Origin of the sequence: Nonomuraea sp. CA-141351, assembly GCF_050944675.1 — a bacterium.
Taxonomy (GTDB): domain Bacteria; phylum Actinomycetota; class Actinomycetes; order Streptosporangiales; family Streptosporangiaceae; genus Nonomuraea.
In genome coordinates this window covers 5,292,876-5,319,817 of the sequence record NZ_CP191982.1, presented here as the reverse complement: position 1 = coordinate 5,319,817, position 26,942 = coordinate 5,292,876, and the positions used below count along the sequence as shown (strand labels likewise).

22 protein-coding genes are annotated in these 26,942 nt (G+C 71.5%); 8 read left to right on the top strand and 14 right to left on the bottom strand.

Features of this window, described 5'->3' with window-relative positions; all coding sequences use genetic code 11:
* Positions 1-140: 140 nt before the first annotated feature.
* Both ACQPWU_RS25110 and ACQPWU_RS25105 read left to right on the top strand, forming a co-directional pair.
* Complete coding sequence (locus ACQPWU_RS25110; protein ID WP_433444159.1) at positions 141-644, top strand: hypothetical protein; 504 nt, start codon at positions 141-143, stop codon at positions 642-644.
* Positions 641-1,288: a hypothetical protein gene (locus ACQPWU_RS25105; RefSeq protein WP_433444158.1), complete on the top strand. Its 648-nt coding sequence runs from the start codon at positions 641-643 to the stop codon at positions 1,286-1,288. The genes ACQPWU_RS25110 and ACQPWU_RS25105 overlap by 4 nt, the downstream gene beginning before the upstream one ends.
* A gap of 37 nt (positions 1,289-1,325) precedes the next feature.
* Here the strand turns inward: ACQPWU_RS25105 and ACQPWU_RS25100 are convergent, their stop codons facing one another.
* Both ACQPWU_RS25100 and ACQPWU_RS25095 read right to left on the bottom strand, forming a co-directional pair.
* The gene (locus ACQPWU_RS25100) at positions 1,326-1,805 is read right to left on the bottom strand and encodes a hypothetical protein (protein WP_433444157.1); all 480 of its coding nucleotides are present in this window, start codon (positions 1,803-1,805) and stop codon (positions 1,326-1,328) included.
* A gap of 187 nt (positions 1,806-1,992) precedes the next feature.
* Positions 1,993-5,385, bottom strand: a complete 3,393-nt coding sequence (locus ACQPWU_RS25095) for a phosphodiester glycosidase family protein (RefSeq protein ID WP_433444156.1) — start codon at positions 5,383-5,385, stop codon at positions 1,993-1,995.
* Between the two features lie 104 nt (positions 5,386-5,489).
* Between ACQPWU_RS25095 and ACQPWU_RS25090 the strand changes: the two genes are divergently transcribed.
* Positions 5,490-6,680 (top strand): cytochrome P450, encoded by a 1,191-nt coding sequence (locus tag ACQPWU_RS25090; RefSeq protein WP_433444155.1) that lies wholly within the window; start codon positions 5,490-5,492, stop codon positions 6,678-6,680.
* Here ACQPWU_RS25090 and ACQPWU_RS25085 read toward each other — a convergent pair.
* From ACQPWU_RS25085 to ACQPWU_RS25065, 5 genes are all read right to left on the bottom strand, one after another.
* Positions 6,600-8,726 (bottom strand): hypothetical protein, encoded by a 2,127-nt coding sequence (locus ACQPWU_RS25085; protein WP_433444154.1) that lies wholly within the window; start codon positions 8,724-8,726, stop codon positions 6,600-6,602. The two genes, ACQPWU_RS25090 and ACQPWU_RS25085, sit on opposite strands and share 81 nt — an antisense overlap.
* A 63-nt stretch (positions 8,727-8,789) precedes the next feature.
* Positions 8,790-11,012 (bottom strand): hypothetical protein, encoded by a 2,223-nt coding sequence (locus ACQPWU_RS25080; protein WP_433444153.1) that lies wholly within the window; start codon positions 11,010-11,012, stop codon positions 8,790-8,792.
* Between the two features lie 36 nt (positions 11,013-11,048).
* Positions 11,049-11,903 (bottom strand): sugar ABC transporter permease, encoded by an 855-nt coding sequence (locus tag ACQPWU_RS25075; protein WP_433444152.1) that lies wholly within the window; start codon positions 11,901-11,903, stop codon positions 11,049-11,051.
* Positions 11,897-12,880: a carbohydrate ABC transporter permease gene (locus tag ACQPWU_RS25070; protein ID WP_433444151.1), complete on the bottom strand. Its 984-nt coding sequence runs from the start codon at positions 12,878-12,880 to the stop codon at positions 11,897-11,899. Before ACQPWU_RS25070 ends, ACQPWU_RS25075 begins: the two co-directional genes overlap by 7 nt.
* 3 nt (positions 12,881-12,883) lie before the next feature.
* Positions 12,884-14,170: an extracellular solute-binding protein gene (locus ACQPWU_RS25065; protein ID WP_433444150.1), complete on the bottom strand. Its 1,287-nt coding sequence runs from the start codon at positions 14,168-14,170 to the stop codon at positions 12,884-12,886.
* Between the two features lie 257 nt (positions 14,171-14,427).
* Between ACQPWU_RS25065 and pulA the strand changes: the two genes are divergently transcribed.
* The 4 genes from pulA to ACQPWU_RS25045 all read left to right on the top strand — a co-directional run bounded on the left by pulA (position 14,428) and on the right by ACQPWU_RS25045 (position 18,888).
* Positions 14,428-16,929, top strand: coding sequence for a pullulanase-type alpha-1,6-glucosidase (gene pulA, locus ACQPWU_RS25060; protein WP_433444149.1), 2,502 nt, complete (start codon positions 14,428-14,430; stop codon positions 16,927-16,929).
* Positions 16,930-16,933: 4 nt separating this feature from the next.
* A complete protein-coding gene (locus ACQPWU_RS25055) occupies positions 16,934-17,197 on the top strand; it encodes a hypothetical protein (RefSeq protein WP_433444148.1) in 264 nt (87 codons plus the stop codon).
* 102 nt (positions 17,198-17,299) lie between these two features.
* A complete protein-coding gene (locus tag ACQPWU_RS25050; protein ID WP_433444147.1) occupies positions 17,300-18,046 on the top strand; it encodes an SDR family NAD(P)-dependent oxidoreductase in 747 nt (248 codons plus the stop codon).
* A gap of 185 nt (positions 18,047-18,231) precedes the next feature.
* The gene (locus ACQPWU_RS25045; protein WP_433444146.1) at positions 18,232-18,888 is read left to right on the top strand and encodes a hypothetical protein; all 657 of its coding nucleotides are present in this window, start codon (positions 18,232-18,234) and stop codon (positions 18,886-18,888) included.
* 39 nt (positions 18,889-18,927) lie between these two features.
* Here ACQPWU_RS25045 and ACQPWU_RS25040 read toward each other — a convergent pair whose 3' ends face one another.
* Positions 18,928-19,557 (bottom strand): Uma2 family endonuclease, encoded by a 630-nt coding sequence (locus tag ACQPWU_RS25040; RefSeq protein ID WP_433444144.1) that lies wholly within the window; start codon positions 19,555-19,557, stop codon positions 18,928-18,930.
* 291 nt (positions 19,558-19,848) lie between these two features.
* On the opposite strand from ACQPWU_RS25040, the gene ACQPWU_RS25035 reads away from it, so the two are divergent.
* Complete coding sequence (locus tag ACQPWU_RS25035; protein WP_433444142.1) at positions 19,849-20,499, top strand: VIT1/CCC1 transporter family protein; 651 nt, start codon at positions 19,849-19,851, stop codon at positions 20,497-20,499.
* Between the two features lie 12 nt (positions 20,500-20,511).
* Here the strand turns inward: ACQPWU_RS25035 and ACQPWU_RS25030 are convergent, their stop codons facing one another.
* The 6 genes from ACQPWU_RS25030 to ACQPWU_RS25005 form a co-directional block, all read right to left on the bottom strand.
* Positions 20,512-21,147 carry a LysE family translocator gene (locus ACQPWU_RS25030; protein ID WP_433444140.1) on the bottom strand — a complete coding sequence of 212 codons (636 nt, stop codon included), beginning with the start codon at positions 21,145-21,147 and terminating at the stop codon, positions 20,512-20,514.
* Positions 21,144-21,680 (bottom strand): hypothetical protein, encoded by a 537-nt coding sequence (locus ACQPWU_RS25025; RefSeq protein WP_433444138.1) that lies wholly within the window; start codon positions 21,678-21,680, stop codon positions 21,144-21,146. Before ACQPWU_RS25025 ends, ACQPWU_RS25030 begins: the two co-directional genes overlap by 4 nt.
* A gap of 1 nt (position 21,681) precedes the next feature.
* Positions 21,682-22,038: a spore germination protein GerW family protein gene (locus ACQPWU_RS25020; protein ID WP_433444136.1), complete on the bottom strand. Its 357-nt coding sequence runs from the start codon at positions 22,036-22,038 to the stop codon at positions 21,682-21,684.
* 37 nt (positions 22,039-22,075) lie between these two features.
* Positions 22,076-23,479 carry a glucose-6-phosphate dehydrogenase gene (gene zwf, locus ACQPWU_RS25015; protein ID WP_433444134.1) on the bottom strand — a complete coding sequence of 468 codons (1,404 nt, stop codon included), beginning with the start codon at positions 23,477-23,479 and terminating at the stop codon, positions 22,076-22,078.
* Position 23,480: 1 nt separating this feature from the next.
* Positions 23,481-25,112 (bottom strand): glucose-6-phosphate isomerase, encoded by a 1,632-nt coding sequence (gene pgi / locus ACQPWU_RS25010; RefSeq protein ID WP_433444132.1) that lies wholly within the window; start codon positions 25,110-25,112, stop codon positions 23,481-23,483.
* Positions 25,113-25,211: 99 nt separating this feature from the next.
* Positions 25,212-26,918, bottom strand: coding sequence for an IlvD/Edd family dehydratase (locus tag ACQPWU_RS25005; RefSeq protein WP_433444130.1), 1,707 nt, complete (start codon positions 26,916-26,918; stop codon positions 25,212-25,214).
* Positions 26,919-26,942 lie beyond the last annotated feature (24 nt).

The following is a 26,942-nucleotide window of genomic DNA, read 5'->3' as shown; positions in this document are numbered from 1 at the left end:
CCTCTCGTCGTGACAAGCCACCCTGAACACTCCTCGAACCCCGTCCCCGGTTGACCGGTGGCGCGTTTATCTGACTTCCCGGCCAAACCGTAGGCCTCCGGGTGATGGTTTCCCTGACGCGTGTCGGTGAGGATGAGTCCGTGTCCGCATGGCGGCCCTGGTGGGCCTCGACACGGCGGTCGCGCAGGACTCCGGCGGGAGTGGCGATCGCCTTGGTCGTGCTGGGCGTCGTGGCGACCGCCGTCCGGCTGGACGCTCCGTCGGACGGCGGCGTCGTGCCGCTGGGCTGGGGCAACGTGTTCGACAAGGCCGTCATGGAGAACGACGACCTCCCCTTCCCTGAGGTCGTCGGCATCATCGTGCACGGTGTCAACGGCGGGATGGTGATCCCCGTCGTCGCCCTCCTCCTCTTGATCGTTTCGTTCTTCGCCCGCGTCCCCCGCGGGGTCGCGTTCGCCGCGGTGGTGCTGCTTCTCGTGGCCGCTCAGGCGATGCTCGGCTATGCGGCGCACGGCCTGCCCTGGCTGGGCGCGCTGCACGGGCTCAACGCGATGCTGCTGTTCGCCGCCGCGCTGCACGCCGCCCGCCGCGCGCGGCCCGTGCCCGCCGACGCGCCCGTCTCGACGGCAGGAGGACACCGGTGAGGACGAATCCGTTCCGGACGCCGCCGAGGTGGTGGGCGGCGGCCAGCGGAGCCATCGGCCTGATCGCGAACGCTTTCCTGGTCCTGTTCTATCTCACCGCCCAACCCTGGACCGACCATCCCGGCGACGGCTGGTTCGGCCCGGCCAACGACGTCCTCGTGCTGATCCAGTACCTCGCGCTCGTACCGGTGGTGCTCGGCCTGGGACGCCTGATGGCGGGCGACGCCCGTGCCCGCGTGTGGACCGGGATCGGCCTCGTCGCCGCCGTCGCCGTCATCGTGCTGCAGGCTCTGCTGATCACGGGTGCGATGCCGTTCGAGAGCCAGGTCGTCCCGGTGAGCCTGAGCGCCGTCCTCACCATGTGCTGGGCGGGCGCGATCAGCGCCGCGGGAACGCGTACCGGCGCCCTGCCCGGGGCCGTGGCCCGCCTCGGCCGTGTCGTCGTGATCGGACTGCCGATCGCCGCCGGAGCGTTCGGACTCGGCGCCCTCATCACGGTCGCGTCCGGCGTGTCCTGGGCGTGGGCCGCCGGTGGGATACCGGGCATCGTCGTCTGGACGCTGTTCCCGGTCTGGACCCTGCTGCTCGCCACGGCACCCTCCCGGCCCCGGGACCGCTCCATCGCAGACCCCGGCCGCCGTTGACCGCGCCGCTTCCTGGCCCTGGCGCGGCGCCCTCCGCCTACTTCGACAGGTAGAGCGTCTTCCAGGTGCCCGCGTACAGGCAGACGAGGGACGGCTTGGTGGCCTTGGACTCGGCGCAGATCTTGAGCTCGACCTGGTAGACGTCCCGGTAGGAGAACGAGAAGTGCTTCGGGGTGCGGTACGAGCAGTCGCGGACCGTGTGCTGGCGGAACGGCAGGTTGTTCCCGGAGCGGTACGTGATGCGGAAGACCGCCCAGCCACACGTGGTGGCGCGGCGGGTGTGGTCGCTCACCTTGCCCGAGACCCGGACGACGTCGGCGGTCGGCAGGTCGGCGTGGTCCTCCCCCGTGGCCGTCAGGGTGCCCGCGGCTTCGGCGGCGTGCCCGGGCGCGTAGTACGGGCCCCACGCGGTGCCGGCCGAGTCCGCGGAGGTCGCGGCCTGGGCGGCGGGGGCGACGGCGGCGAGGGTGGCGGTGGCGGCGATGGTCAGACCGGCGAGGGTACGGGAGATCGTCATCGGGGGCCGTCCTTTCGTGGTGAGATGCCCCCAATGTGCGCCGCGCCGATTTCAGGCGGCTTGCCGGCGGACTGCCGCCACTTTCAAGACTCTTGCCAGGCGCGCCCGTGCGGGCCACCGCACCACGCCGCGGCCGATGGAACCGGCCATGCGGCGTGGGCGGCGACCCGCCCGGAGGGCAGCCGGGTCAGGCGGCTGCCTTGGCGGTCAGCGCCACGGCGGCCTGCTGGGTGACGCCGCTCACCGTGACGGCCACCGTCACCTGCCCCGGCCGCAGCGCCGTCAGCGTCCCCGTCGAGGGGTCGAGGACGGCCACGTGCCACGGCTTGGCCGTCTCACGGGAACCGATGTGCAGGTTGGGCGACCCGGACCAGGCGGCCGAGACCGGGTAGGCCGCGGGAACCGTCCGGGTGCCCTGCTTGACCGTCGCCGTCACCGTGCCGGGCTTCCCGACCGCGACCGAAGCCGGTGCGGTGAGCGCGAGGTCGTCCACGTGCGGCCGGACCTGCGTGCCTATCCATTCCGGCGCGTCCGCGAACCAGTTGCGCCGCACGTGCTCCGCCTCCGAAGGCGTCACCGGGTCCACGCCCCACAGCGACCACCCGGTGAACCCGCCGTCGTCGGGCGGGGTGGCCGGGTTCTTGCCGGAGTTGCCGTTGATGAAGTACGGCACCGCGTCCACGTGCGAGGCGTGGAACGTCCCCACGTGCGCCCCGATGTACGCGGCGCCCTTGCCGGTGGCGCGCTGGAAGTCGGCCAGCCAGCCCTCCACCAGCGCGGCCTCCTTGCGGTCGCCGAGCTGGCTGCCCTTGCCGGGCGTCGGGTCGCGCGGCGGGACGTGGAACAGGACGGCGACCGACCCCACCGACGGGTCCTCGGCGGCCTTGTCCAGCTGGGACCGGAGCATCGCCACCTGGTCGAAGCCGCCGCCCCGCAGGTTCAGGCGCGAGGTGTCCAGGGTGATGAAGCGGGTCCCCTTGTGGTCGAAGGTGCCGTACGTGTCACCGAAGACGGCCTTGAAGTTGTCGATCTTGCCGCCCATGACCTCGTGGTTGCCGGGCACGTAGTGGTATTCCAGCGTTCCGCCCAGCTCCTCGTCGAGGATCTTCTTGGCCAGCGCGAAGTCCTCGGGCGACGCCTCGTCCACCAGGTCGCCGTTGATCAGCAGGAAGTCGGGCTTGGCCGCCTTGATCTCGCGCAGCGTGCGGCGCGCGTTCTTGACGATGTCGCTGTCCGGCTCCCTGGCCACGAACTGCGCGTCCGACATGACCGCGAACCGCCACGGCATCTTGGCCACGTCCGCCTTGACCACCGGGTCGGCGATCCTGGGCGCGGCGGGCGCGGAGATCGACGGCGGCACCTTGGCGACCAGGCCGTCGATGAGGATCTCGTTGGTGTACTTCGCGTCCGCCTTGGTCTCGGCCACGTAGAAGCGCCGCAGCTTGAGCGGGTAGTTCACGCCGGGCGGCACGGCGAACTCGACGTACTTCCACCCGGTCCACGTCATGTACGGCCCGCGCAGGATCTGCGACTGGCCGAGCGCGTCGTAGAACTCCAGGCTGGGCCACTCGCCCTTGCCGGTGGAGTTGATCCAGAGCCCGAACGCCTGCGGCTGCCCGTCGATCGTGATCTGCTGCGGCGGGCTGGCGTAGGCGGCCCGGGTCGCGGTCGAGGTGGTGAAGTCGTACGACAGCTTGAGGCCGCCGCCGGTCTGCCCTGGCGCGGCCGACAGGGAGCCGGTGGCGCGGGCGGCGGCGAACGTCCACTTGGCCGCGTCCTCGAAGTCGGCGACCGGCTTCTCCTCGAACCCGACCGTCACCGGCACGGCCGTGCTGATCTTGCCGACCTTGGCGGTGATCAGGCCGGACCCGGTGGCCTTCTTGGCCTTGACGGAGTAGTAGCCCTGCTCGGCGGGGGTCACCTCGAACAGGCTCTGGTCGTAGTCGAGCGTGACGTCGGAGGGCTCGATCGGCGCGGAGTTGCCGTTGCGGTCGTACCCGACCACGCCGAACGTGGCCACGCCGTCCGCGCCCGGCATGCCGAGCCGGTCGGCGGTGGCGCCGAGCCGCTCAAGGGGCTGCAGGACGGTCAGGTCGAGGGTGCCCTTGGCGCTGCCGCGGGAGGCGGTGACGGTGGTCTGGCCGGGCACCAGCGCGTGGAACTTCCCGTCGCGGATGACGCCGTGCACCGCCGGGTTCGCCCGCCACGACGGCGTGCCGGCGGCGGGGCCGTACGTCTCGTCGTATCCGGCGGCGGTCAGCCGCCTGGTGAGTCCGGGGAAGACGCGGTCGGGGCGGCCGCCGGCGACGGGACCGACACCGGGCGCCTGGTCGGGGTCGCTCGCGGTCTCCAGCCAGAAGCCCTTCAGCTTGCCGCTGCCCTCGGGCGCGTAGAGCGCGAGGCCGTTGGGCACGTGCCGCTCGCCGCCGTCGGAGGGGCTGTTCTCCACCTGGACGTCGGCGGAGCCGGGCTCGCGGGCGAGCATGGTGGAGGAGCCGCCGCCGTCGAGGTTGAGCGCGTTGGCGGCGCCAAGGTCGGCCATCATGGCGGCGAGCTCGTTGAGCGTGACGCCGCGGCTGTCCACCTGGCGGCCGTCCACGGTCAGCAGGTACATCTTCCTGCCGTCGGCCGAGAACCCGACGGCGGTACGGGGGTGCGCGGCGGGGTCGGTGGAGTTCTGCACGACGCCGTCCTTGACCAGCACCCAGTTGCCGCCGACGGCCGCCTTGACCTGGCTGCCGTCCGACGGCTTCGGCTGGTACCTCACGTCGACCCGGTCGCCGGCCTTCAGCGCGGACAGCGCGGTGGCGCCGGCGTCGCGGCCCAGCAGGATCGTGGTCCCCGCGGGGATGGGGCCGGTGCCGGCGGACGTGCGTACCTCCGAGACCACCCCGTCCACCAGGACGACCTCGGCGACGGACTCGGCGCCCTCGACGGCGCGGGCCCGGGTGTAGGAGCCCCACAGGGGCGTGAACAGCCCGACACCGCCGCTCTGCACGATCTGGTTGAACTGGGTCAGCTTGATCGGTGCCCCGCCGGCCGGCGTGGCGGTGCCCTCGAAGTACATCTTGAGCACGCGCCCGACGCCGTCGCCGGTGACCGCGACCGCGTTCTCGTGGCCGGCGACCGGCGACTGCACCAGCGAGCCGTCCTGAACGCCGATGCCCTGGGCGGCGCCGGAGTTGTTGATGTCGAAGAAGTCGCCGTTGACGGCCGCGACGGCGTGCGCGCGCTTGGCCGGCCCGGACAGCGGCTCGGTCTTGGTCACCTCGCCGGAGAACAGGTAGTCGGCCTTGGCACCGCCGAGGTCGGCGGTGACGGCGTCCGCACGCAGCCAGCCGAGCTCGTCATAGGTGTCGAAGGAGGTCAGCGAGATGCCCGGCGCCACCGGCCGGGTCTTCTTGGCCGTCTCCAGCTTCTGCCCGGCGTCTTGGGCGAGCAGCGTGGACGGCGGCGGATAGGACGACGCCTCGAGCGCGTCCTCTGCGGGGGTCGTGGGATCGGCCTGCGCGGGAGCGGCGGTCAGGGCCAGGGGGCCTAACGCCAGGGCCGCGGCGGCCAGGATTCTGAGGGACTGCACGACCGAACTCAATCGCTCGTGGATATAACTTTCAAGACTTAAGGGTGAATTAAAAGAAAATTTCAGATCTTGCCCGGCCGCCGCCCTGCTAGGAGCATGGACGCGTGGATCGAGAGGCGCTCTACCGCGACCCGTATCCCCTCTACGCCAGGGCGCGCGCCGCGCCGGGGCTGACCTTCGTCGAGGAGCTGGACGCCTGGCTGGTGGCCCGGCACGCCGACGTGCGCGAGGTGCTGGGGCGCCCTGACGACTTCTCCTCCAAGGGCGCGCTGCGGCCGGACGTGCTCCCGGGCCCGGCGGCGTTCGCCGAGCTGGCGGCCGTGCCCGGCAACGCCCCGGTGGTGCTGAGCACGGACGGCGAGGCGCACGCCCGCTATCGCAGGCCGCTCAACCGCGGCCTGTCCCCCGCCAAGGTGACGGCCGCGCTGCCGTTCATCCAGGCCACGGCGGGCGAGCTGGTCGCGTCGTTCGCGAAGGCCGGCGACGTGGAGTGGATGGCCGCGTACGCCAGGCCGCTCCCGGCCGCCGTGATCGGGCACCTGCTCGGCCTCGACCCGGCCGACGTGCCCGGCGCGATCCAGGCCGGCAACAGGGCCGAGGACCTGCTGTTCACGCCGATGCCGGAGGAGCGGCAGGTCGCCGCGGCGCGCGAGGTGGCGGCGCTGCGGCGCTCGCTGGACGCGCACGCCGCCAGGTCGAGGACCCAGGACAACCTGACCGGCGAGCTGTCGCGCGGCCTCGCCCCCGGCCCCGGCGAGCCGACGCCGGAGCAGCGCGACGAGATCGTGGCCAACACGCAGAACGTCATGCTGGCCGGCCACCTCACCACGACCGCGCTGCTCGGCACCGTCGTGCACCGCCTGCTGCGCGAGCGCCGCCAGTGGGAGCTGCTGTGCGGGCGGCCCGAGCTCGCGGGCGCGGCCGTCGAGGAGGCGGCCAGGTTCGAGGCGCCGGTGCAGGGCTTCCGCCGCACGGTGACCAGGCCCCTGGAGCTGGCGGGGACCGCACTGGGCGAGGGCGACGCGGTGTTCGTGTCGTTCGGCTCGGCGGGGCGGGACGAGGCGGTGTTCGAGCGGCCGGACGAGTTCGACATCGCCCGGGAGCCGGCGCGGCACCTGTCGTTCGGCCACGGCGTGCACGGCTGCCCGGGCGCGCTGCTGGCCCGCGAGCAGCTCAGGATCACCCTGGAGCTGCTCGTGCGCGAGCTGCCCGGCCTACGCCTCGCCGGCGAGGACGTCGTCATGGCGGCCACGCTCATCCACCGGGCCCCCGAGGAGCTCTTCCTCGCCTGGTGAGCGGACGCCCGCGTACAACACCAGCGGCACGGCCAGCGCCACCGCCATGGACAGCACGGCGGTGCCCGAGTCGTTGACCAGCATGCCGACCACGCCGCTGACCAGCGCCCCGACGAGCCCGGCCCGCAGCATGGGCGCCCGCGCGAACGCCCTGGGCACGATGCCCGCGCTGATCTGCCCCGGCCGCAGCACGGCGAAGACCAGGAAGGCCAGGCCGGCCAGGACGATCGGCATGAGGTTCGGGGAGAGCATGGTGTTGAGCATGGCGCCCAGCTTGCGGCCGATCATGGGCCAGAACGTCCCGTCGATCACCTGCCCCACGAACCTCCCCAGGTGCGTCTGCAGCGCGGGCGGCCGCAGGTGGTCGAGCACCGCGATGACGGAGACGGCCACCCCGCCGAGCACGCAGAACGCGGCCAGCTTCACCACCGACACCCGCTTGCCCGCGACGAGCAGCGCGGTCACCGCGATGCCGGGCACGAACGCGATGACGCCGCCGAAGTCGCTGCCCACGCCCGGCCAGCCGGCCAGCAGCATCGCGGCCACGCCGAGCCCCGCCACGCCGGCCACGGCCAGCCGCCTGCGCCCCGCGCGTACAAGGTGCTCCGCGGCGACGGCGGTCACCATGAGCACGGCGGTGGCCAGCAGTGCGAACGGGATGTTCGCCAGCCCGTAGTAGCGCCCTCCGACCACGGCGGTGTAGCCCATCAGGCTGTCGAACTGCAGCGTCGTCCCGGTCAGCAGGTCGCCCACGAGCACGGCGGCAGTGGCCGCTGCCACGGCGGCGGGCGGTCCCAGCGGGTCGCGCCGCCACGGGCCGGCCAGCGCGACCGCCGCGATGAGCGCCGTGCACGCCAGCACACCGCCGATCAGCGTCGGCACCGGATAGGGGCTGCGCTCCCATGGCAGGAGGTTGACCGCGTACGTGGAGACGGGGACGCAGGCGAGCACGATGGCGGCGGTGCCCACCGGGCCGAGGCGCCTGCGCCTGGAGAGCAGGACGTAGGCGAGCACGTAGAAGGCGACCTGGACGACGGCGAAGGCGGTGAAGAAGACGCCGGTCGTGCCGCGCACGGCGGTGCCCTTGAGGTCGGCCCTGCGCAGATCGTCAGGCGTGGTGAGGTCGCCGAGCCGCCACGGCAGCCCGATCACCGTGGGGGGCGGCGCGATGCCGGCGGCGGTGAGGATCGTGGGCGTGATGTCGGGCAGGACGGTGATGTCGTCGCGTCTGGTGGAGTTCGTGCCCACGGACGGCCCCGCGACGCCGCCCGACGCCCCCGGCCGCCCCGCTGCGCCCGGCCGCTTCCACATCGCCACGCGCAGGTGCGGCACCGAGCCGTGGTCGCCGATGCCTGCCAGCACGATCTCGGTGTCCGGGGGCAGCTTGTCCAGCGCCGCGCCGACCTGGGCGTCGGCCTCGCGGACCAGGGCGCGCCGCCGCTCAGCGGCGATCGGCTCGGGGTCCTGCGGCAGCCTGTCGTCCACCAGGTACGGCTTCACGATCGTGTCAACGTCCACGGCCAGCACCCGGCACCGCGTCCAGTCGGCCAGCGCGCCGGGCGAGGAGGCGTACAGGTCGACCTTGCCCTCCCGGTCGGCCAGGGCCAGCGCCGCGCCGCGCCCGACGGCCGCGGTGCACTGCCCGGCTGCGTGCACGGCGGTCCCGAGCGTGCCCGCGTAGGTCCCGTCACGTAGTTGCAGCAGCTCGCGGACCTCGGTGACCACGGCCCCGCTCCCCTGCGCGACCGGATCGGGCGGCATCCCGCACCGGTGCCCGACCGCCGACCTCACCCCGGCCGACACGGTCAGCCACCCGTCGTACGGGCAGGTCACGGTGCCCACGGCCTTCACCGACACGGACCCGAGCGCGCTCTCGCCGGCCAGCCGCCACAGGTGGGGCGTGTCCGCCGGGTCGAGATCGTCCCAGAGCAACCCCGGCACCCCGATGAACGCCACCCGCCCCGCCGCCGCCCCGGATTCCGCCGCCGACGCCTGGGCAGGCGAGGTCACCCACCAAAGGGCGGACGAGACCAGAAGTAACAGCACCCACCTCACTGTCGGACCCCCGTCCTTGTCGGGAAACGCCCGAAACCCTACCGGGCCGGGTGATCAGACGGCGGGCTTCTTGATGATCAGCCGGTTCAGCGCCTCGTCGTACGGCGGGTCGAGCCAGTAGTCGGAGTGCCAGCGCGCCTCGGGCAGCGGCTCGCCCGGACCGGGCTGGATCGGGTCCCAGCAGAACAGGTCCACCCCGTTCGGGTGGCCGGACGACGGAGCCAGGGGGTCGACGCGCCCGAAGACGGGCCCGCCGATGGGGTCGCTCAGCCGGTAGAGGTTGTACCAGGGAACGGCGTCCCGGACAGCCGACAGCGCGCCGGTGCCGAAGTAGGCGGGGAAGAAGGCGGCGTACAGGCGGCGCAGCGGCGACCCGTGGGTGAGCATCCCGACCCGGGCCCGCAGCTCGGGCCTGAGCTGCAGCACCAGGGCGGCGGTGATGACGCTCCCCTGGCTGTGCCCGGAGAGGACCACCTGGTCCCGCGAGGTCCTGGCGAGCCTGTCCACGCGGTCGATCAGCTCGGGGATGACCCGCTCGGTGTAGCAGGGAGGGGCCAGCGGGTGGATCGCGCGGGGCCAGAAGGTGGAGATGTCCCAGACGATGCCGATCGTCCGGCGCAGCCCGGAGTCGCTGTACGTTCGGCGTCCGAGGAGCACCAGGCCCACGATGACCGCCGCCATGGCCCAGCTCCCGAGCGTGGCGAGCAGCCCCGCGAGACCACCCTCAGGGGTGAACAGCCGGAACTGGTAGATCACGGTCACCGCGGCGAACCCGGCCACGCCGATGCCGGTGAGCACGGCCAGCACGAGCCCGGCCCGATCGGTCAGCGAGGCGAGCCCCCACTTGGCGGCCACCTCGTCGTCGTAGCGCTCGCCGTAATAGCGTGTCAGCTTCGGCGTGAGCCGGCCGGCGACGGACCCGCGGATCGCGTACAGGATGATCGCCAGAGCGGCGAACCCGGCGGCCAGCAGCGGCACCAGCGCGGCCGTCCACCACACCGGGTCGTCGAGGAAGAGCCTCCTGCCGGGCGGCTCAGGGGAGGCGGAGGTGCCCGGGACGCCGAAGAACGTGGCGGTCCAGAAGAGCACGCCGAGCGCCAGCACGTTCGCGCTGCCCGCGGCCACCATCAGCACGAACCACGCGGCGATCCCGCCCATCGCTCGCGGCTCCCCGGACGACCGGTCCATCCAGGCCAGCACGCAGGTCGTGACCAGCATGAACAGCCCGAGCCCGACCGTGAGCGCGAGCTGGAACGCCCCCACCCCCACGCCGGGCAGCTGCCGCCCCGGCGCGGCCGGCGACATCCCGGCGAGCGCCGCCCCGATCGTGGCCAGGCACAGCAGCGGCGCGACCACCCGCAGCCCCTGGCAGGCGAACGTGAGCCACCCGGGAATCCGCTCGTCCGAGCCCGGGTCCAGCCGCCGGGCGATCCACGGCAGCAGCACCAGCAGCGCGGCCACGACCTGCACGCCCGCGTTGGCCACAGTCAGGACGAGCCCCAGCGGGGCGCCCGTGAACGGCGCGGACACGGCCAGCCCGATCGACGCGATCGCGAAGCACACGTGCACGACCCGCAGCCGCCACACCGGCGCGCCGCCGTGCCAGAGCCGCGGCTGGGCCAGCAGCAGGCCGTCACCGGCGGTGCTGCCGGGCGGCAGGACCGTACGCTCGTCGCGCTCCCAGGTGCGCCGCGCGATCCACCACAGCAGCACCACGACCGCCAGCGGGACCAGGGCGGTGACGGCCAGCCGCTTCGACGGCTCGCTCCCCCACAGCACGCCCAGCCAGTGCACCCACACGGGCGCCGTGTCGTAGGTGCAGGCCCGGCCGGCGGCCGTGCACTGCCAGCCGACGAGATCGACACCGGCCCGGGTGACGGCCCCGACGAGCGTCCCGGTCAGCAGCAGGGCGAACAGCCGCTGGGCCGCCTCGGTCACGTGCCGCAGCCACGCCCCCCGCGGCGGCCTGGGGAGCATGAAGTACGACAGATTCGCCAGCGAGAACGGCAGCAGGAGCAGCCACAGCGCGATCGTCTTGCCGCCGGAGGTGAGGCCGCCCCACGCGTACGCCTCCCGGCGGCGGGCGTCGGGCACGTCCGCGTCCTGCCCGTGTGGCCTGCCGTCGGCCGACCAGCGCCGGTAGAACCCCGTGGTGCCGTCGCCCGCGACGATCCGGGGGTGGGGGTGGTTCAGCATGCCCTCGGGGGGCGTGCCGGAGACGCCGTGCACGCGTAGCTCGGTCACACCTCCGCAGGTCTCGTCGAGGAATCCGTCCATGCCGCCAGGATCTCCCCGGACGACGATCACGTATAGTCACGACTTGGTTGCGCCCGCGGTGAGCCCGGTGATCAGGTGACGCTGGACGAGCAGGAAGACGACGCCTGCGGGGATGGCGATGAGCACGGCGGAGGCCGTCATCAGCCCCCAGTCCGACCAGTGCTGGCCGATGAACTGCTGCAGCCCCACCCCCAGCGTGCGCTTGTCCTCCTGTGACATGAACACCGTGGCGTATCCGACCTCGCCCCAGGCGGTCATGAAGCAGTAGAACGCGGTCACCGCGATCCCCGGCCGGGCCAAGGGGAGCACGACCCGCCAGAACGTGCCGAACGGGGTCAGCCCGTCCACCATCGCGGCCTGGTCGATCTCCACCGGCACGGTGTCGAAGTAGCTCTTCATCATCCAGGCGCAGAACGGCACCGCGATGGTCATGTACGCGATCACCAGGCCGGGGATCTGGTTGAGCAGGCCCAGCCCGGCCATCAGGTTGTAGAGGGGAACGATGAGGATGGCGACGGGGAACATCTGGGTGATCAGCAGCAGCCACATCACGGAGCGGTGCCCGGGGAAGCGGAACCGGCTGACCGCGTACCCGGTGGTCGCCGCCAGGAACACCCCGGCCAGCATGGTCAGACCGGCGGTGAGCACGCTGTTGAGCAGCCACTGCGGGAACTCGGTCGCGGTGAGCACGCGGACGTAGTTGTCAAGCGAGGAGTGGTTGAAGAACTGCAGCTCGGTCGAGAGCCAGCCGTCTCGTGGCTTGAGCGAGGTGAGCACCAGCCACACGACCGGGAACAGCGAGACGGCCACGGCGAGCAGGAGTCCGGCGTGCAGGCCGATCGAGGCCAGCGGGCCGCGCTCGCCACGCCCGCGCCTGAGCTCGCTCACCATGGGTCTCCTTGACTCCGCAACGTGCGGCGGTAGCCGACCGCCAGCACCACCAGCATGATGAGGATGATCACGCCCCACGCCGCCGAGCCCGCGTAGTCGCGGATGCCGGTGAAGGCCTCCCGGTAGGCGTAGGTGACCAGGATCTCGGTCTCGCTGCCAGGCCCGCCCCTCGTCACCAGGAAGATGATGGGGAACATGTTGAACGTCCAGATCGTGCCCAGCAGGACCACGGTGGACGACACCTGGCGCAGCCCGGGCAGCGTGATCGCCCTGAACCGCTGCCAGGCGCCGGCCCCGTCCACCTCGGCCGCCTCGTAGAGCTCGGCGGGTATCGACTGCAGGCCGCCGAGCAGGGCGACCATCATGAACGGCACCCCGATCCACACGTTCACCGCGATCACCGCGATCTTGGCGGTGGTCGGGTCGTCCAGCCAGCCCACGCCGGACAGGCCCGCCATCTTGAGGAACCCGTTGATGACGCCGTAGTCGCTGTTGTACAGGTAGCGCCAGATGAAGGCCGCGACGAAGGCGGGCACCGCCCAGGGCAGGATGAGCAGCACCCGGTAGACGGATCTCCACCGCAGCTTGCGGTTGAGCATCACGGCCAGGCCGAGCCCGATGCCGTAATGCAGCGCCACGCAGACCACCGTCCACACGACGGTCCAGATGAGCTTGTCCCAGAACAGGCTGGAGGTCAGGATCCGCAGGTAGTTGTCCAGGCCGACGAACTCGTAGGTGGCCGGGATGACGTTCACCCCGATGGTCCGGCCGATGTTCGCCTCGGTGGCGTCCGTCAGCGACAGGTAGATCCCGCGCGCCAGCGGCCAGCCGATCAGCACCGCCATCACGACCACCACCGGCGCGATCATCGCCCACGCGTACCAGTGGGCGGACCACGAGCGCCGTAACCGTCCTGGCTTGTCGTGGCGGCCGCGGGTGTCACCCGCGGCCGCGGCCCGTCCGGTCGAGACCGCCACCGGTCAGCTCCAGTCCTTCATGATCCCGTGGTACTGCTCGTCGACCTTCTTGAGCACGTCCGCGGGTGCGGACGTGCCGCCGACGAGCGCCTGGTAGCCCTCCAGCAGCGGCTGGAACAGCTGCCCGCCCTCGGGGATCCACGGCCGCGGGACGGCGGTGTCCATGATCGGCTTGAAGACGACCACGTCGGGGTTGCCCTGCACGTCAGGCTTGGCATAGGCGGAGGTACGGGTCGGCAGGAGGCTGATCTCCTTGGCGATCTTCGCCTGGGCGTCCACGGTCGTCATGAAGCGGACGAACTCGTAGGCGGCCGGGATGTTCTTCGATCCCGCGTAGATGGCCAGGTTCCAGCCGCCCGTGGGGGCTCCGGCCTTGACGGACCCGGCCGGGACCGGCGCGATGCCCAGGTTCTTCTTGTCCTTGAACTCCTTGCCCTGGTAGATCTCCGACAACGACCACGGCCCGTTGTAGATCATCGCCGCCTTGCCCTCTTTCAGGGCGGTCATCGCGTTGGCGTAGCTCTCCGTGGTCGCGGGCTTGGGCGCGGCGCCCGAGCTGATCAGGTCGGCCACGGTCTGGATCGCCTTCACGTTCTGCGGCGAGTTGACCACGATCTTCTTGTTCGCCACGTCGAGCAGGTCCCCGCCCTCGCCGTACATGAAGGGCAGCAGGAAGTAGGAGTCGACGTTGAGCGCGAGCCCTTCGGCGCCGGTCTTGGCCTTGACGTCGAGCGCTGTCTGCTTCAGTTCGGCGATCGTCTTCGGCGGCTCCTCGTGCCCGGCCTGCTTCAGCAGCCGCTTGTTGTAGATCAGCGCGAGCGTGTCGGTGACCTGCGGCACGGCGTAGGTCTTGCCGTTGTACTTGGTGCTGCTCAAGGGCCCCGGCAGGAAGTCGGCCTCGTTGTCCACCGCCCGCGTGCCGTCCAGCGGCTGCAGATAGCCCAGTGACGCGAACTGCGACGTCCACGCCACCTCCGACCGGATCACGTCCGGCGCGCCCGCCCCCGCCTGCGCCGCCGTCTGGAACTGGCCCTGCGCCTGATCCGAAGGCACGTTCACATATTTGACCTTGACCTGCGGGTACTTCGCCTCGAACTCTTTGATCAACGCCTGGAACGTCGGCCCCTCGCTGTCCGGCCGCGTCGTGTCCCACCAGGTGATCTCGCCGCTGACCTTCGACGGATCGGAAACGGACGCGGCGGGAGGCGCCGTCCCCCCACCGCCGCCACACGCGGAAATCATCAGAGTGGATGCCGCAACGACCGCTGCGGCGGGTAAGAGTCGTCGCATGTCCTTCTCCTCTTGCGATCGAGGGGTGGGGAACACGCCGGACGTTACGCCGACATGACGCTCAGAGAAAGATGGGTTCGCAAGGTTTCTGCAAGTTGTTACATTGGCCCGCGATGGCGGCGCGTCGGCCGCGTTACGCCGTGTCCATCGGCGTTTTCGCAGGCCGTCCCCTATCGTGGACCCTTGCTCACCGATCTTCTCCGTCAGGGAGCGGTTCGGAAGGTTTCAGAAATTTCCAGAAAGGATTGCAAGACGTCGTGATCCGTGAGGGCGAGGCGAGGGCCCACTGGATCGACCGGGACACGGTGGCGTGGCAGGTCGATCCGTCGCACCAGCACTCCCTGGCCTTCGGCACCGGGGTCATCCGCCTGGAGCCCGGGACGCTGAGCGACGAGCAGCGGAGCAGGTGGCCGCACCTGGCGTCGTACACCGCGCTGAAGGTGGACCCGCGCGACGCCGGCCTGGTGCGTGCGGCGCTGCGCGAGCGCGTCGTGGCCGAGGAGCGGGACGCCTCGGGTACGCTGCTGGCGGCCACGGGCGTGCAGATCCCCGGCGTGCTCGACGACCTCTACGCCGCGGCCGCGGGCGCCAGGATCGGGCCGGCGGGCCGGGTGTTCCCGAGGCTCTCACTGTGGGCGCCGACCGCGCGGAAGGTCGAGCTGGCCCTGTACGGCTCCCGCCGCACCCTCCACCCCATGCGGCGCGACGACGAGACCGGCATCTGGTCGGTACGCGGGCTGCCGACGTGGTGGGGCCGCGAGTACACGTTCCTCGTCACGCTCCACTCGGGGACGAACGAGGTCACCGACCCGTACGGGCTCGCCGTGACGCCGGACGGCGGGCGCAGCAGGCTCGTCAGCCTGGACAGCGCCGCCCTCAAGCCGCCCGGCTGGGACCGCCTCGCCAAGCCCCCGGCCGTCCCCCAGCACCGGGCGTCGATCTACGAGCTGCACGTTCGCGACTTCTCCGCCTCCGACGCGAGCGTGCCGGTCGAACTGCGCGGCACGTACGCGGCCTTCGGCGTGGACTCCGCCGGGATGCGTGAGCTGCGGGCGCTGGCCGAGGACGGGCTGACGCACGTGCACCTGCTGCCGGTCTTCGACTTCGCCACAGTCCCCGAGCGGAAGGCCGGCAGGACCGAACCGGACTGCGACTTCGCCGCGCTGCCCCCTGACTCCGACCAGCAGCAGGAGTGCGTGGCGCGCACGGCCGCGACCGACTCCTTCAACTGGGGGTACGACCCGCTGCACTACACGGTGCCCGAGGGCTCGTACGCGACGGACCCTGACGAAAGGGTCAGGGAGTTCCGTGGCATGGTCGCCGCGCTCAACCGGGCCGGGCTGCGCGTGGTGATGGACGTGGTCTACAACCACACCCACTCCACCGGCGTGCTCGACCCGATCGTGCCCGGCTACTACCACCGGCTGCTGGAGGACGGGAGGGTGGCCGACTCGACCTGCTGCGCCAACACCGCGCCCGAGCACATGATGATGGGCAGGCTGGTCGTCGACTCGGTCGTCACCTGGGCGAGGCAGTACAAGATCGACGGTTTCCGCTTCGACCTCATGGGTCACCACCCGAAGGCGAACCTCCTCGCCGTCCGCCGCGCCCTCGACGAGCTGACCCCGGCCGAGGACGGCGTGGACGGCAAGTCGATCATCCTGTACGGCGAGGGCTGGAACTTCGGCGAGGTGGCCGGCGGCGCCAGGTTCGAGCAGGCCACGCAGGCGAACCTGGCGGGGACCGGCATCGGCACGTTCAACGACAGGCTGCGCGACGCGGTGCGCGGAGGCAGCCCGTTCGACGCCGACCCCCGCGTGCAGGGGTTCGGCTCGGGGCTGGCGGACGCGCCCAACGGGTCCCCCGCCAACGGCCCGGCCGACCAGCAGCGGGCCAGGCTGGCCTATTACGCCGACCTCGTCAGGATCGGGCTGACCGGCAGCCTGCGCGACTACGTGCTGCCCTCGGGGAGGCAGAGCTCGGAGATCTCCTACAACGGCTCTCCCGCCGGCTACACGGCCGCGCCGGGCGAGGCGGTGGCGTACGTGGACGCGCACGACAACGAGACGCTCTTCGACGCGCTGGCGTACAAGCTGCCGCAGCGGACGCCGATGGCCGACCGGGTGCGCATGCAGGTGTTGTCGCTGGCCACGGTCCTGCTGGCGCAGGGGACGGCGTTCGTGCACGCGGGCAGCGAGCGGCTGCGGTCGAAGTCCCTCGACCGCAACTCCTACGACTCCGGCGACTGGTTCAACCGGCTGCTGTGGGACTGCGCTCGCGGGAACGGGTTCGGCGCGGGCCTGCCGCCCAGGGCCGAGAACGAGGACAGGTGGCCGTACGCCCGGCCGCTGCTGGCCGACCCGGCGCTGAAGCCCGGCTGCGCGGCGATCGAGGCCTGCCGGGCCGGGTTCGGGGAGCTCCTGCGGATCAGGGCGTCGTCGCCGGCGTTCGCGCTGGGGTCCGCGGCCGAGGTGCGTCGGCGGCTGTCGTTCCCGGCGTCGGCCGAGGGCGTGATCACGATGCACGTGGACACGTCCGGGCTGGATCCGCGGTGGTCGTCGGTCAGCGTGGTCTTCAACGCCACCCCGTCGGCGCGCACCCAGGTCGTGGAGTCGCTGGCGGGGCAGGCGGTGTCGCTCCATCCTGTGCAGGCTGCGTCCGGCGATCCGGTCGTACGTGAGTCCGCGTTCGACCCGGCCACCGGCACGCTGAGGGTGCCGGGCCGCACGGTGGCGGTGTTCGTGTGTGTGATGCGATAGACGTATGGAGCCGCGCGAGCTGCGCGCGTTCGTGGCCGTACGCCCGGACGCGCTCTCCCGGCTGGAGTGGGTGGCCTTCCCACGCTCCGGCAGCCCCGCCTGGCTCGACGAGGTGACCGCGATCCTGCGCAGCCACGGCCTGGCCCTCGGGCCCGCCGCCCCCGAGGGCCAGGCGCTGGTCCCCGAGGTCAAGCCGGCCATGGTCAGCGCCGGGCAGGCCTTCGCGCCGGCCCAGGTCGTGGGCGGGTTCCGCGAACCCGGCTTATAGCGACCATAAGCTCCCGCGATGGCCTACCAGGAAGGACCTGGGGCCGGCCGCGGCTTTACCCCCGTGCACAGCGCAACCATCGATCAGCAAGGGGTGAAGGAAATGACCGCAGAACTGTCGGGCATCGGGGCTCTCATCACCGGAGGCAACAGCGGCATAGGGCTGGCCACGGCCCGCGCGCTGGTCCGGCTCGGGGCCGAGGTGGTCCTGTCGGGCCGGAACGCGGCACGGGGCGAGCAGGCCGTGGCGGAGCTGCGCGAGCTGGGCGGCACGGCCCATTTCGTGGCGGCCGAGCTGCATGACCAGGAGTCCGCCCGCTCGCTGGCCCGCGCCGCGACCGATCTGCTCGGCCATGTGGACGTCCTGGTCAACAACGCCGGGGTCTACCCGTTCGGCCCCACGGACCAGATGAGCGAGAAGGACTTCGACTGGGTGTACGGGCTGAACGTCAAGGCCCCGTACTTCCTGGTGGCCGAGCTCGCTCCGGCCATGGCCGAGCGGGGGCACGGCGCGATCGTCAACGTGACCACGATGGCGGCGGAGTTCGGCGTGGCGGGCATGAGCCTGTACGGGTCGAGCAAGGCCGCCGTGGTGCTGCTGACGAAGTCGTGGGCGGCGGAGTTCGGACCGCGTGGCGTGCGGGTCAACGCGGTGAGTCCGGGGCCGACCCGTACCGAGGGCACCGCCGGCATGGGTGAGGACCTGGACCAGCTCGCGTCGGCCGCTCCCGCCGGCCGTCCGGGGACGCCGGAGGAGGTCGCCGAGGCGATCGCGTTCCTGGCGTCGCCGCGGGCGAGCTTCATCCACGGGACGACGCTCCACGTGGACGGCGGCCGCACGGCCGTCTGACGCGCAGGAGTCCGGTCGGGCGCGGGGTGCCGCGTCCGACCGGCGCCCTTGGGAAATCCTGCACCGGATATGGGTGCGACTTCCCGCGTAGGGGGAACAGTAACCAGGAATGCACATCACTGGCGTTGGCGGTCGCCACAGCGCAGACTGGATGGACGGCGATCGCGTGGAGCAGTGGAGCACCCGTGGACAATCAGCTTGATCACATGCCGGTCCTGTCCCGTGGCAGACATCGCAACCCGAAACGCGGTGCCTGCTTCATGGAGCTGGCCTCCTACCTGGCAGGCGAGCGGTGGAGCGACCATCCCGCCTGCACCCACCCGTTGCTGGCCGCCCTCGCCCGCCTGGTCAACGACAACACCAGCGACGAAAGCCGCGCCAAGCTCGTCCGGCTCGTGCCGTCCATCATCGGCCTGGCCAGCGACGACCTGAGGGTGGACGCGCAGATCGCGCTGCGCTGCGCCACGACGGCCCTGCCGGTGGCGGCGGCCGAGCGCCAGCTCGCGCTGGCGGTGTCGGTGCTGGCGGCGGAGGAGATGCTGGCCCGGCTCGACGGGGCCCCGTCGGGACGGCTCAGTCAGCTGAGCCTCCGGGCGATGCAGGAGGTGCCGCACGCGGCCGAGCAGGCCCGCCGCTTCAGCCGCGCGGCCAGGATCACGGAGAAGGGTTTCCGCCGGTACGCCGCGCCGAACGCGGTGCAGCTGTCGGTGGTGGGCATCGTCCAGGCCTGCATCCCTGACCCGGACGCGCTGCTGCGAAGGCTGCTGGAAGGGGCGATCGACGACTGCACCGCCCTCATCCGCACCCCGGAGCCCGCCACCTCGGCCCCGATCCACGCCTGAACGGCTTCTCACGGCGCCCGCCGCTGCGGGCGCCGCCGCCTATGCTTCGAACAGCTCGGCGGGGTCGAAAGACACCGGGAAGGGCTTGGTCAACGTCAGCACCTCTCCCGCCTTGGCCTGGCCGACCGTCTCATAGCCTTCCGGGCCCAGCTCGAGCACCTCGACGTGCGGAACGTCGGTCCCTTCGATCTCGACCCTGATGAACACCTCGATGCCGGCTTTGGCGTATTTGGGGGGCTTGATCTCGTAGTCTCGTCGGCGATTGCTCGGCCCGGGGCTGACGACCTCGGCCACCGCCACCACCTCTGAGGCCGGGATGACGGCCGGATTTGCCATGGCCAGATCACGGGGAACCACTGCCACGTCCGGAATGAGGCTATCCTCCCCTACCCGCACGCCGACCGTCTCCAGCACCACAAGATCAGACTTCGCGGCCTTGGCCGCCGCAGTCAGGACAGCGCGCAGGCCACCGGCGCATACTGCATGCAGCGGCCTAGGCACAGGACTCACCACAAAACTCCCGTCGATCAGCTCAATGCGCTCCCCGGACTCGGGCAGCTTCAGCCAGTCCTCGACGGTGTAACCGGTGTCTTCAGCGACTGGGAACAGGGCGATCCGCCTGGGGGGTGGATGTGCGGCCAGCCAGCCTTCCATCGGCAGAGCACTCATGTCGTCTCCCATAAACCGAGTCTCGCATGCCGCATCCGCTCGCGGCCATACGCGTTCACGCGATCACACCGAGTGACGCGACGACATTACGCTAGCTTGACCCACCGGGCGCCCCGTTCACAAAAACCCGCTTCTTCGCAGGTCAGGGAAGCCTCGCCTTCGTTGCGGATCTTGGGGACATATGCCTACATTGCCTGACGAAATATCAGGAGGCATTTAATGACGATTGAGCTGACTCGGCCTTATTCGCCGGAAAAGCACCACAGCCACCGGGATGTCAACGGTGGATGGTTGAGGCCGGCGGTGTTCGGGGCGATGGACGGGCTGGTGTCCAATCTCGCGTTGATCGCCGGGGTCGTGGGCGCGGCCGGAGCGGGGCGGGGAGCGGTGCTGGCCGGGGCCGCGGGACTGATCGCGGGGGCGTGCTCCATGGCGGCCGGTGAGTACACGTCGGTCAAGTCGCAGACCGAGTTGATGCGGGCGGAGATCGCCGTCGAGCGGCGGGAACTGGTCCGCAATCCGGAGGGTGAGCAGGCGGAGCTGGCGGCGCTGTACCGGGCGCGGGGGCTGGACGACGACCTCGCGCGACGGGTGGCCGCGGGGCTGTCGGTCGATCCCGAGCAGGCATTGCGGGTGCACGTGCGCGAGGAGCTGGGCGTGGATCCCGACGATCTGCCCTCGCCTTACGTGGCCGCCGGGTCGTCGTTCTGCGCGTTCGCGACCGGGGCGCTGGTGCCGCTGGTGCCGTTCCTGTTCGGGGCGTCCGGGCTGGTGCTGGCCGTGGTGGTGAGCGTGCTGGCGCTGTTCGGGTTCGGGGCGGCGGTGGCGCGGATGACCGCGCGGCCGTGGTGGCTGGGCGGGTTGCGGCAGCTCGCGCTGGGTGTGGCAGCCGCCGCCGTGACCTTCGGCCTCGGGCACTTGCTGGGCGTCACCGTCTCATGACGCGCCAGAGGTTCATGGACGGGTGGCGGCGGCCAGCTTGACGCCGAGGGCGATGAGGGCGACGCCGGTCAGGCCGTCCACGATCCTGCGTACGGCGGGCCTGGCGAACACCTTGCGCAGCGTGCCCACCACGTTGGCCACCACCAGGAACCACACGACCGTCCCCGCCAGCGCGATCACCGACAGCACGAGGGTCTGCCCCACCGAGCCACCGGAGCCGACGAACTGCGGCACCAGCGCCACGAAGAACAGCGCCGCCTTGGGGTTGAGCACGTTCGTGAACAGGCCCTCCGCGAACGCCGCCCACGTGCTGCGCCGCCCCGGGCCGGGCAGGTCCAGCATGAGCCGGCCGCCCTTGCGCAGGGCGGAGCACAGCGCCCTGGCCCCGAGGTACAGCAGGTAGGCGGCACCGGCCACCTTCACCACGGTGAACGCCATCGCCGAGGCTGCCAGCAGCGCCCCGATGCCGGTGGCGGCGGCCACCACCCACACGAACACGCCCACGGCGATGCCCGTGGCCGCCGCCATGCCGTGCAGGCGCCCGGAGACGGCGGAGCGGCGGACGACGACCGCGAAGTCCGGGCCGGGCGACATCGCCCCGAGCAGCACGATTCCCCCGAAACCCACGATCTGCACCATAGAGGTCATGCCGTCCACCTTACGAGCACCCGCCCCTCCGGGATCAAGGTGGACCGCTCCCATGTCCAGGTCGGCACGGTGATCATCTCGGCGGGACGGTCGAGGGCGACGGGCGTGTCGAGGAGCGCCGAGTGCGGGGTGAGCGGCAGGCCGCCCTCGGGGATGACGACGGTCTCGAGCGGTGTGCGCAGGGTCGGGCCGTCCGGCTCGTCGAGGTCGCTGCGCACCCAGGTGTCCTCCCCGTCGAAGGACGTGAACGCCAGCGCCCCGCCGGGGGCGGCGCTGGAGTGGCGCAGCGCCCCGGCGGGCAGCCATCCGTGGTGCCCGGCCCGGTAGGTGATGCCGGAGACGCACAGCTCGCCCTCCAGCAGCACGAACTCCTCTCCCGCCAGGTAGTGCCCGCGTTCGGTGCGGGCCCAGCCCGGCGGGAAGCGCACAAGCCAGGCCGAACCCTCCAGCGGGGCCTGCCGCACCGGAAGGTTGGAGCCGGGAATCAGGAAGTCGCGGGCGGCCGGCTCCGCGTCGAGCAGGTCTACCAGCACGTCAGCGCCTGCGCCGCCACTTCTTGAAGATGGAGCGCATGGTCAGCGCCAGCACGATGACCACGATCTGGCCGCCGATGACGATGCGGTTGACGTCGACCGCGGGCCGCCACTGCACGTCGCCGTCCTTGAGCACGAACACGCCCGCGGGCGTGGCGCTGAGGCCGAAGCCGCCGCCGCTGCCGCTGCCGCTCTCGTCGCCCTTCTCGTCCTTGCCCTGCCCCTGCCCTCCGCCGCCTCCGTGGAGGACTCTGGCGACCGGGATGACGACGAGGTCGCCCTGCTGGATCGGCTCACCGAAGACGCGTCTGACGGTCGTGGTGTCCTGCGCCTGCTCGACCACCTTCATGATGTCCATTCCCCCATCGTTACCACGGATCGCCCGCCTGGCCACCTCAGTCGAAGGTGGTGGAGATCTCGTGCCAGCCGCCCGGCGCGATCTTCGCGGCCGGCTCCGGCCCCCAGGAGCCCCGCTCGTACGGCAGCGGCCGATCCGGCAGGTCGAGCACCCGATGGACGATCCGCCACGACTCGTCCACCAGGTCGAACCTGGCGAAACGCCGCGGGTCGCCGCTGATGGCGTCGGTCAGGATGCGCTCGTAGGCGGCCTCCAACGGCCCGAGCACCTTGGTGAAGTCGACGCTGACCGGCACCGGCCTGGTGTGCTGCTTGCCCGGCTCCTTGGCCAGCAGGTCGAAGGTGACCCCGGCGTCCGGCTGGAGCCGGAACCTGATGAGGTTGGGGCTTGGGGGCGCGTCGCCGCCGCGGAACATCGTCACCGGCGGCCTGCGCAGCTCGGCGACGATCTCCAGGTCGGTGGTCGGCAGCGCCTTGCCCGAGCGGATGCACCACGGCACGCCGGCCCAGCGCCAGTTGTCGACGTAGGCGCGCAGGGCGACGAACGTCTCGGTCGTGGAGCCGGGGCGCACACCATCGGTGTCGAGGTAGCCGTCGTACTGGCCACGTACGACGTCCGACGGGTCGATGGCCTGGACGGCGCGGAGCACCCGCCACTTCTCGTCGAGCTGGGCCCGGGCGTCGGTGGACGGCGGCGGGTCCATGGCGAGGATGGCCAGCAGCTGGAGCAGGTGGTTCTGCACCACGTCGCGGACGGTGCCGTTGGCGTCGTAGAAGGCGCCCCGGTCGCGCACGTCGAAGTCCTCGGCCATGGTGATCTGGACGCTGCGGACGTGGCTGCGGTTCCAGATGGGCTCGAGCAGGGTGTTGGCGAACCTGAAGACCATGAGGTCCTCGACCGGCTCCTTGCCCAGGAAGTGGTCCACGCGCCGCAGGTGGTCCTCGTCGAAATGCTTGAGCAGCTCGTCGTTGAGCGCGCGGGCGGAGTCGAGGTCGTGGCCGAACGGCTTCTCCACGACGAGCCTGGCGTTCTGGTGGAGCCCCACCCCGGCCAGCCCCTCGGCGACCGCGGCGAACAGCGACGGCGGGACCGCGAGGTAGTGGACGAGGAAGCCCTTGCCCGCCACCTCCTCGCGAAGCTTGGCGAACGTCTCGGGGTCGCGGTAGTCGCCCGCGACCAGCCGCAGGTTGCCTGCCAGCTTGTCGAAGGCCGCGTCGCGCACGCCGCCGACGGCCTCGCGGGCGTGCTCGCGCAGCGCGTCGAGGTCCATGTCGGTCTTGGCCACGCCGATGATGGGCACGTCGAGGCGGCTGTCGGCGGTGAGGCGGTAGAGGGCGGGCAGGAGCATCTTGCGCGCGAGGTCGCCGGTGACGCCGAACAGCACCACGGCCCCCGCCCGCTCCGTGCCGTGCGCGTGCCCTCCCTTGGACGTATGTCCCATGTCAGACGCGCCTTCCGCGCAGCTCGCGGTACTTCCGGACGAGCTGCTCGGTGGAGGCGTCGGGGAACGTGGTGGGCGGCTCGTCCGAGGTGAGCGCGGGCGCGAGGTCGAGCGCCATCTTCTTGCCGAGCTCGACGCCCCACTGGTCGAAGGAGTCGATCCCCCAGATCGTGCCCTCGACGAACACGATGTGCTCATACAGCGCCACGAGCTGGCCGAGCGTCGAGGGGGTCAGCTTGGGGACGAGGATCGTGGAGGTGGGCCGGTTTCCCGGCATCACCTTGTGGGGCACGATGTCGGGCGGGGTGCCCTCGCCGGCGATCTCCTCGGCCGTCTTGCCAAACGCCAGCGCAGACGTCTGGGCGAAGAGGTTGGCGGTGAGCTGGTCGTGCATGCCCTCGCGGTCCTCGAACGGCTCGGCGAAGCCGATGAAGTCGGCCGGCACGAGGCGGGTGCCCTGGTGAAGGAGCTGGTAGAACGCGTGCTGCCCGTTGGTGCCCGGCTCGCCCCAGAAGATCTCGCCGGTGTCGGCCGAGACGGGGGTGCCGTCGGCCCGCACGGACTTGCCGTTGGACTCCATGGTGAGCTGCTGCAGGTAGGCCGGGAAGCGGTGCAGCCGCTGGCTGTACGGCAGCACGGCGCGGGTCTCGGCGCCGAAGAAGTCGTTGTACCAGATGCCGAGCAGGCCCATCAGCACCGGCAGGTTGTCCTTGAACGGGGCGGTGCGGAAGTGCTCGTCGATGGCGTGGAAGCCGGCGAGCATCTCGCGGAACCTGCCGGCCCCGATGGCGATCATCAGCGACAGGCCGATGGCGCCGTCGTAGGAGTAGCGGCCGCCGACCCAGTCCCAGAAGCCGAACATGTTGTCGGTGTCGATGCCGAACTCGGCGACCTTCGCGGCGTTGGTGGAGACGGCCACGAAGTGCTTGGAGACCGCGTCCTCGCCCAGGGCCTCGACCAGCCAGCGGCGGGCGACCCTGGCGTTGGTGAGCGTCTCGAGCGTGGTGAACGTCTTGGAGCTGACCACGAACAACGTCGTCGCCGGGTCGAGGCCGGCGAGGTTGCCGGTGATGTCGGCCGGGTCGATGTTGGAGACGAACCTGGCGGCGATGCCCGCGTCGGCGTAGTCGCGCAGCGCCTCGTAGGCCATGGCGGGGCCCAGGTCGGAGCCGCCGATGCCGATGTTGACCACGGTCTCGATCGGCTTGCCCGTGGCGCCCTTCCACTCCTTGGACCTGACCCGGTCGGCGAAGGCGCTCATCTTGTCCAAGACGGCGTGCACGTCGGCGGTCACGTCCTGCCCGTCCACGACCAGCTCGGCGTCTCGGGGCATGCGCAGCGCCACGTGGAGGACGGCGCGGCCTTCACTGACGTTGATGTGCTCGCCGCCGAACATGGCGGAGATCCTGTCGCGCAGCCCCGCCCGCTCGGCGAGGGCCACCAGCAGCTCGATCGTCTCCTCGGTGGCGCGGTGCTTGGCGTAGTCGAGGTGAAGGTCGCCGGCGGTCGCGGTCATGCGCTCGGCCCGGCCTGGGTCCTCGGCGAACAGCTCGCGCAGCTGCTTGCCCGCCAGCTCCTCGTGGTGCTTGCCGAGAGCCGCCCACTCCTGGCTCTGGGTGATATCGCCGTTCACGCTTCCTCCTCGTGTCGCCAAACCGGATCACCATCGTGCCGTAACCCTGTACCCACCGAGATTGATTCCGCGCATGGCGCAGCGGACTCTTTGACGACCTCAGTGGGATTCGCGGCCCACGTGGTCGCCGCTGGAGCCGACGAGGAAGTCGAGGTCGGCGCCGCGGTCGGCCTGGGTGACGTGCTCGACGTAGAGGCGTTCCCAGCCGCGTACGGGCTTGGCGTGGCCGTTCATCGCGGGCTGTCTGGCGGCCAGCTCGGCGTCGGGGACGTCGACGTCGAGCCGCCTGGCGGCCACGTCGAGCACGATGGGGTCGCCGGTGCGCACCTTCGCCAGCGGGCCGCCGGCCGCCGCCTCGGGCGCGGTGTGCAGGACGACCGTGCCGTACGCGGTGCCGCTCATGCGGGCGTCGCTGATGCGCACCATGTCGCGCACGCCCTTCTCCAGCAGCTTGGCGGGCAGCGGGAGGTTGCCGACCTCGGGCATGCCGGGGTAGCCCTTGGGGCCGCAGCCGCGCAGCACCAGCACCGAGGTCTCGTCGATGTCCAGGTCGGGCGAGTCCAGCCGGGCGTACACGTCCTCGATGCTGTCGAAGACCACGGCCCGGCCGCGGTGCCGCAGCAGCTCGGGCGAGGCGGCGGCGGGCTTGATCACCGCCCCGCCGGGGGCGAGGTTGCCGCGCAGGACGGCGATGCCGGCGTCGGGCAGCAGCGGGTTCGCGCGGCGGCGGATGACGCTCTCGTCCCAGATCTCGGCGCCCGCGACGTGCTCGGCGAGGGGCCGCCCGGTGACGGTGATCGCCTCCGGGTCGAGCAGGTCCTCGACCTCCTTCAGCACGGCCGCGAGGCCGCCCGCCCTGAACAGGTCGTCCATCAGGTGCCGCCCGGCCGGCTGGAGGTCCACGAGCAGCGGCACGCCCGAGCCCGTGCGGTCGAAGTCGTCCAGGGCGAGGTCCACGCCCAACCGGCCGGCGATGGCGAGCAGGTGGACGACGGCGTTGGTGGAGCCGCCGACGGCGGCCAGGGTCACGATGGCGTTGAGGAACGAGCCCCTGGTCATCACCTGGCTCGGCCTGCGGCCCTGATGGACCAGGTCCACGGCGAGGCGGCCGGTCTCGTGGGAGCGCTCGAGCAGGCGGCTGTCAGGTGCCGGGGTGCCCGCGGTGCCGGGCAGCGTCATGCCGAGCGCCTCGGCCATGCAGGCCATGGTGGAGGCGGTGCCCATCGTGTTGCAGTGGCCGCGGCTGCGGATCATGGACGACTCGGACTCCAGGAACGCCTCGCGGGAGAGCGTGCCGGCGCGTACCTCCTCGCTCAGGCGCCACACGTCGGTGCCGCAGCCGAGCGGCGCGCCGCGGAAGTGGCCGGTCAGCATGGGGCCGCCGGGCATCACGACGGCGGGCAGGTCCACGGAGGCCGCGGCCATGAGCAGCGACGGGATGGTCTTGTCGCAGCCGCCGAGCAGCACCACGCCGTCGATGGGGTTGGCGCGCAACATCTCCTCGGTGGCCATGGCGGCCAGGTTGCGCCAGAGCATGGCGGTCGGGCGCACGTTGGTCTCGCCGAGCGAGACGACCGGCAGGTTGAGCGGGACGCCGCCGGCCTCCCAGACGCCGTGGGCGACGCTCTCGGCCACCTCGTTCAGGTGGGAGTTGCACGGGGTGAGGTCGGAGGCGGTGTTGGCGATCGCGATGTGCGGCTTGCCGCCCTCGAACGCCTCGCGGGGCAGGCCGCGCCGCATCCACGCCCGATGAATGTAGGAGTTGCGGTCATTTCCCGAATACCAGAGCGAACTCCTCAAAGCCATGTACGGCACCCTATCGGGCGATTT

What these genes read in the sequence shown, in the direction of transcription:
- ACQPWU_RS25100 (WP_433444157.1), bottom strand. Translation starts at nt 1,805, where the DNA reads ATGACGATCTCCCGTACCCTCGCCGGTCTGACCATCGCCGCCACCGCC.
- ACQPWU_RS25080 (WP_433444153.1), bottom strand. Translation starts at nt 11,012, where the DNA reads ATGGACGGATTCCTCGACGAGACCTGCGGAGGTGTGACCGAGCTACGC.
- ACQPWU_RS25075 (WP_433444152.1), bottom strand. Translation starts at nt 11,903, where the DNA reads ATGGTGAGCGAGCTCAGGCGCGGGCGTGGCGAGCGCGGCCCGCTGGCC.
- ACQPWU_RS25065 (WP_433444150.1), bottom strand. Translation starts at nt 14,170, where the DNA reads ATGCGACGACTCTTACCCGCCGCAGCGGTCGTTGCGGCATCCACTCTG.
- ACQPWU_RS25055 (WP_433444148.1), top strand. Translation starts at nt 16,934, where the DNA reads ATGGAGCCGCGCGAGCTGCGCGCGTTCGTGGCCGTACGCCCGGACGCG.
- ACQPWU_RS25050 (WP_433444147.1), top strand. Translation starts at nt 17,300, where the DNA reads ATGACCGCAGAACTGTCGGGCATCGGGGCTCTCATCACCGGAGGCAAC.
- ACQPWU_RS25040 (WP_433444144.1), bottom strand. Translation starts at nt 19,557, where the DNA reads ATGAGTGCTCTGCCGATGGAAGGCTGGCTGGCCGCACATCCACCCCCC.
- ACQPWU_RS25030 (WP_433444140.1), bottom strand. Translation starts at nt 21,147, where the DNA reads ATGACCTCTATGGTGCAGATCGTGGGTTTCGGGGGAATCGTGCTGCTC.
- ACQPWU_RS25020 (WP_433444136.1), bottom strand. Translation starts at nt 22,038, where the DNA reads ATGGACATCATGAAGGTGGTCGAGCAGGCGCAGGACACCACGACCGTC.
- zwf (WP_433444134.1), bottom strand. Translation starts at nt 23,479, where the DNA reads ATGGGACATACGTCCAAGGGAGGGCACGCGCACGGCACGGAGCGGGCG.
- ACQPWU_RS25005 (WP_433444130.1), bottom strand. Translation starts at nt 26,918, where the DNA reads ATGGCTTTGAGGAGTTCGCTCTGGTATTCGGGAAATGACCGCAACTCC.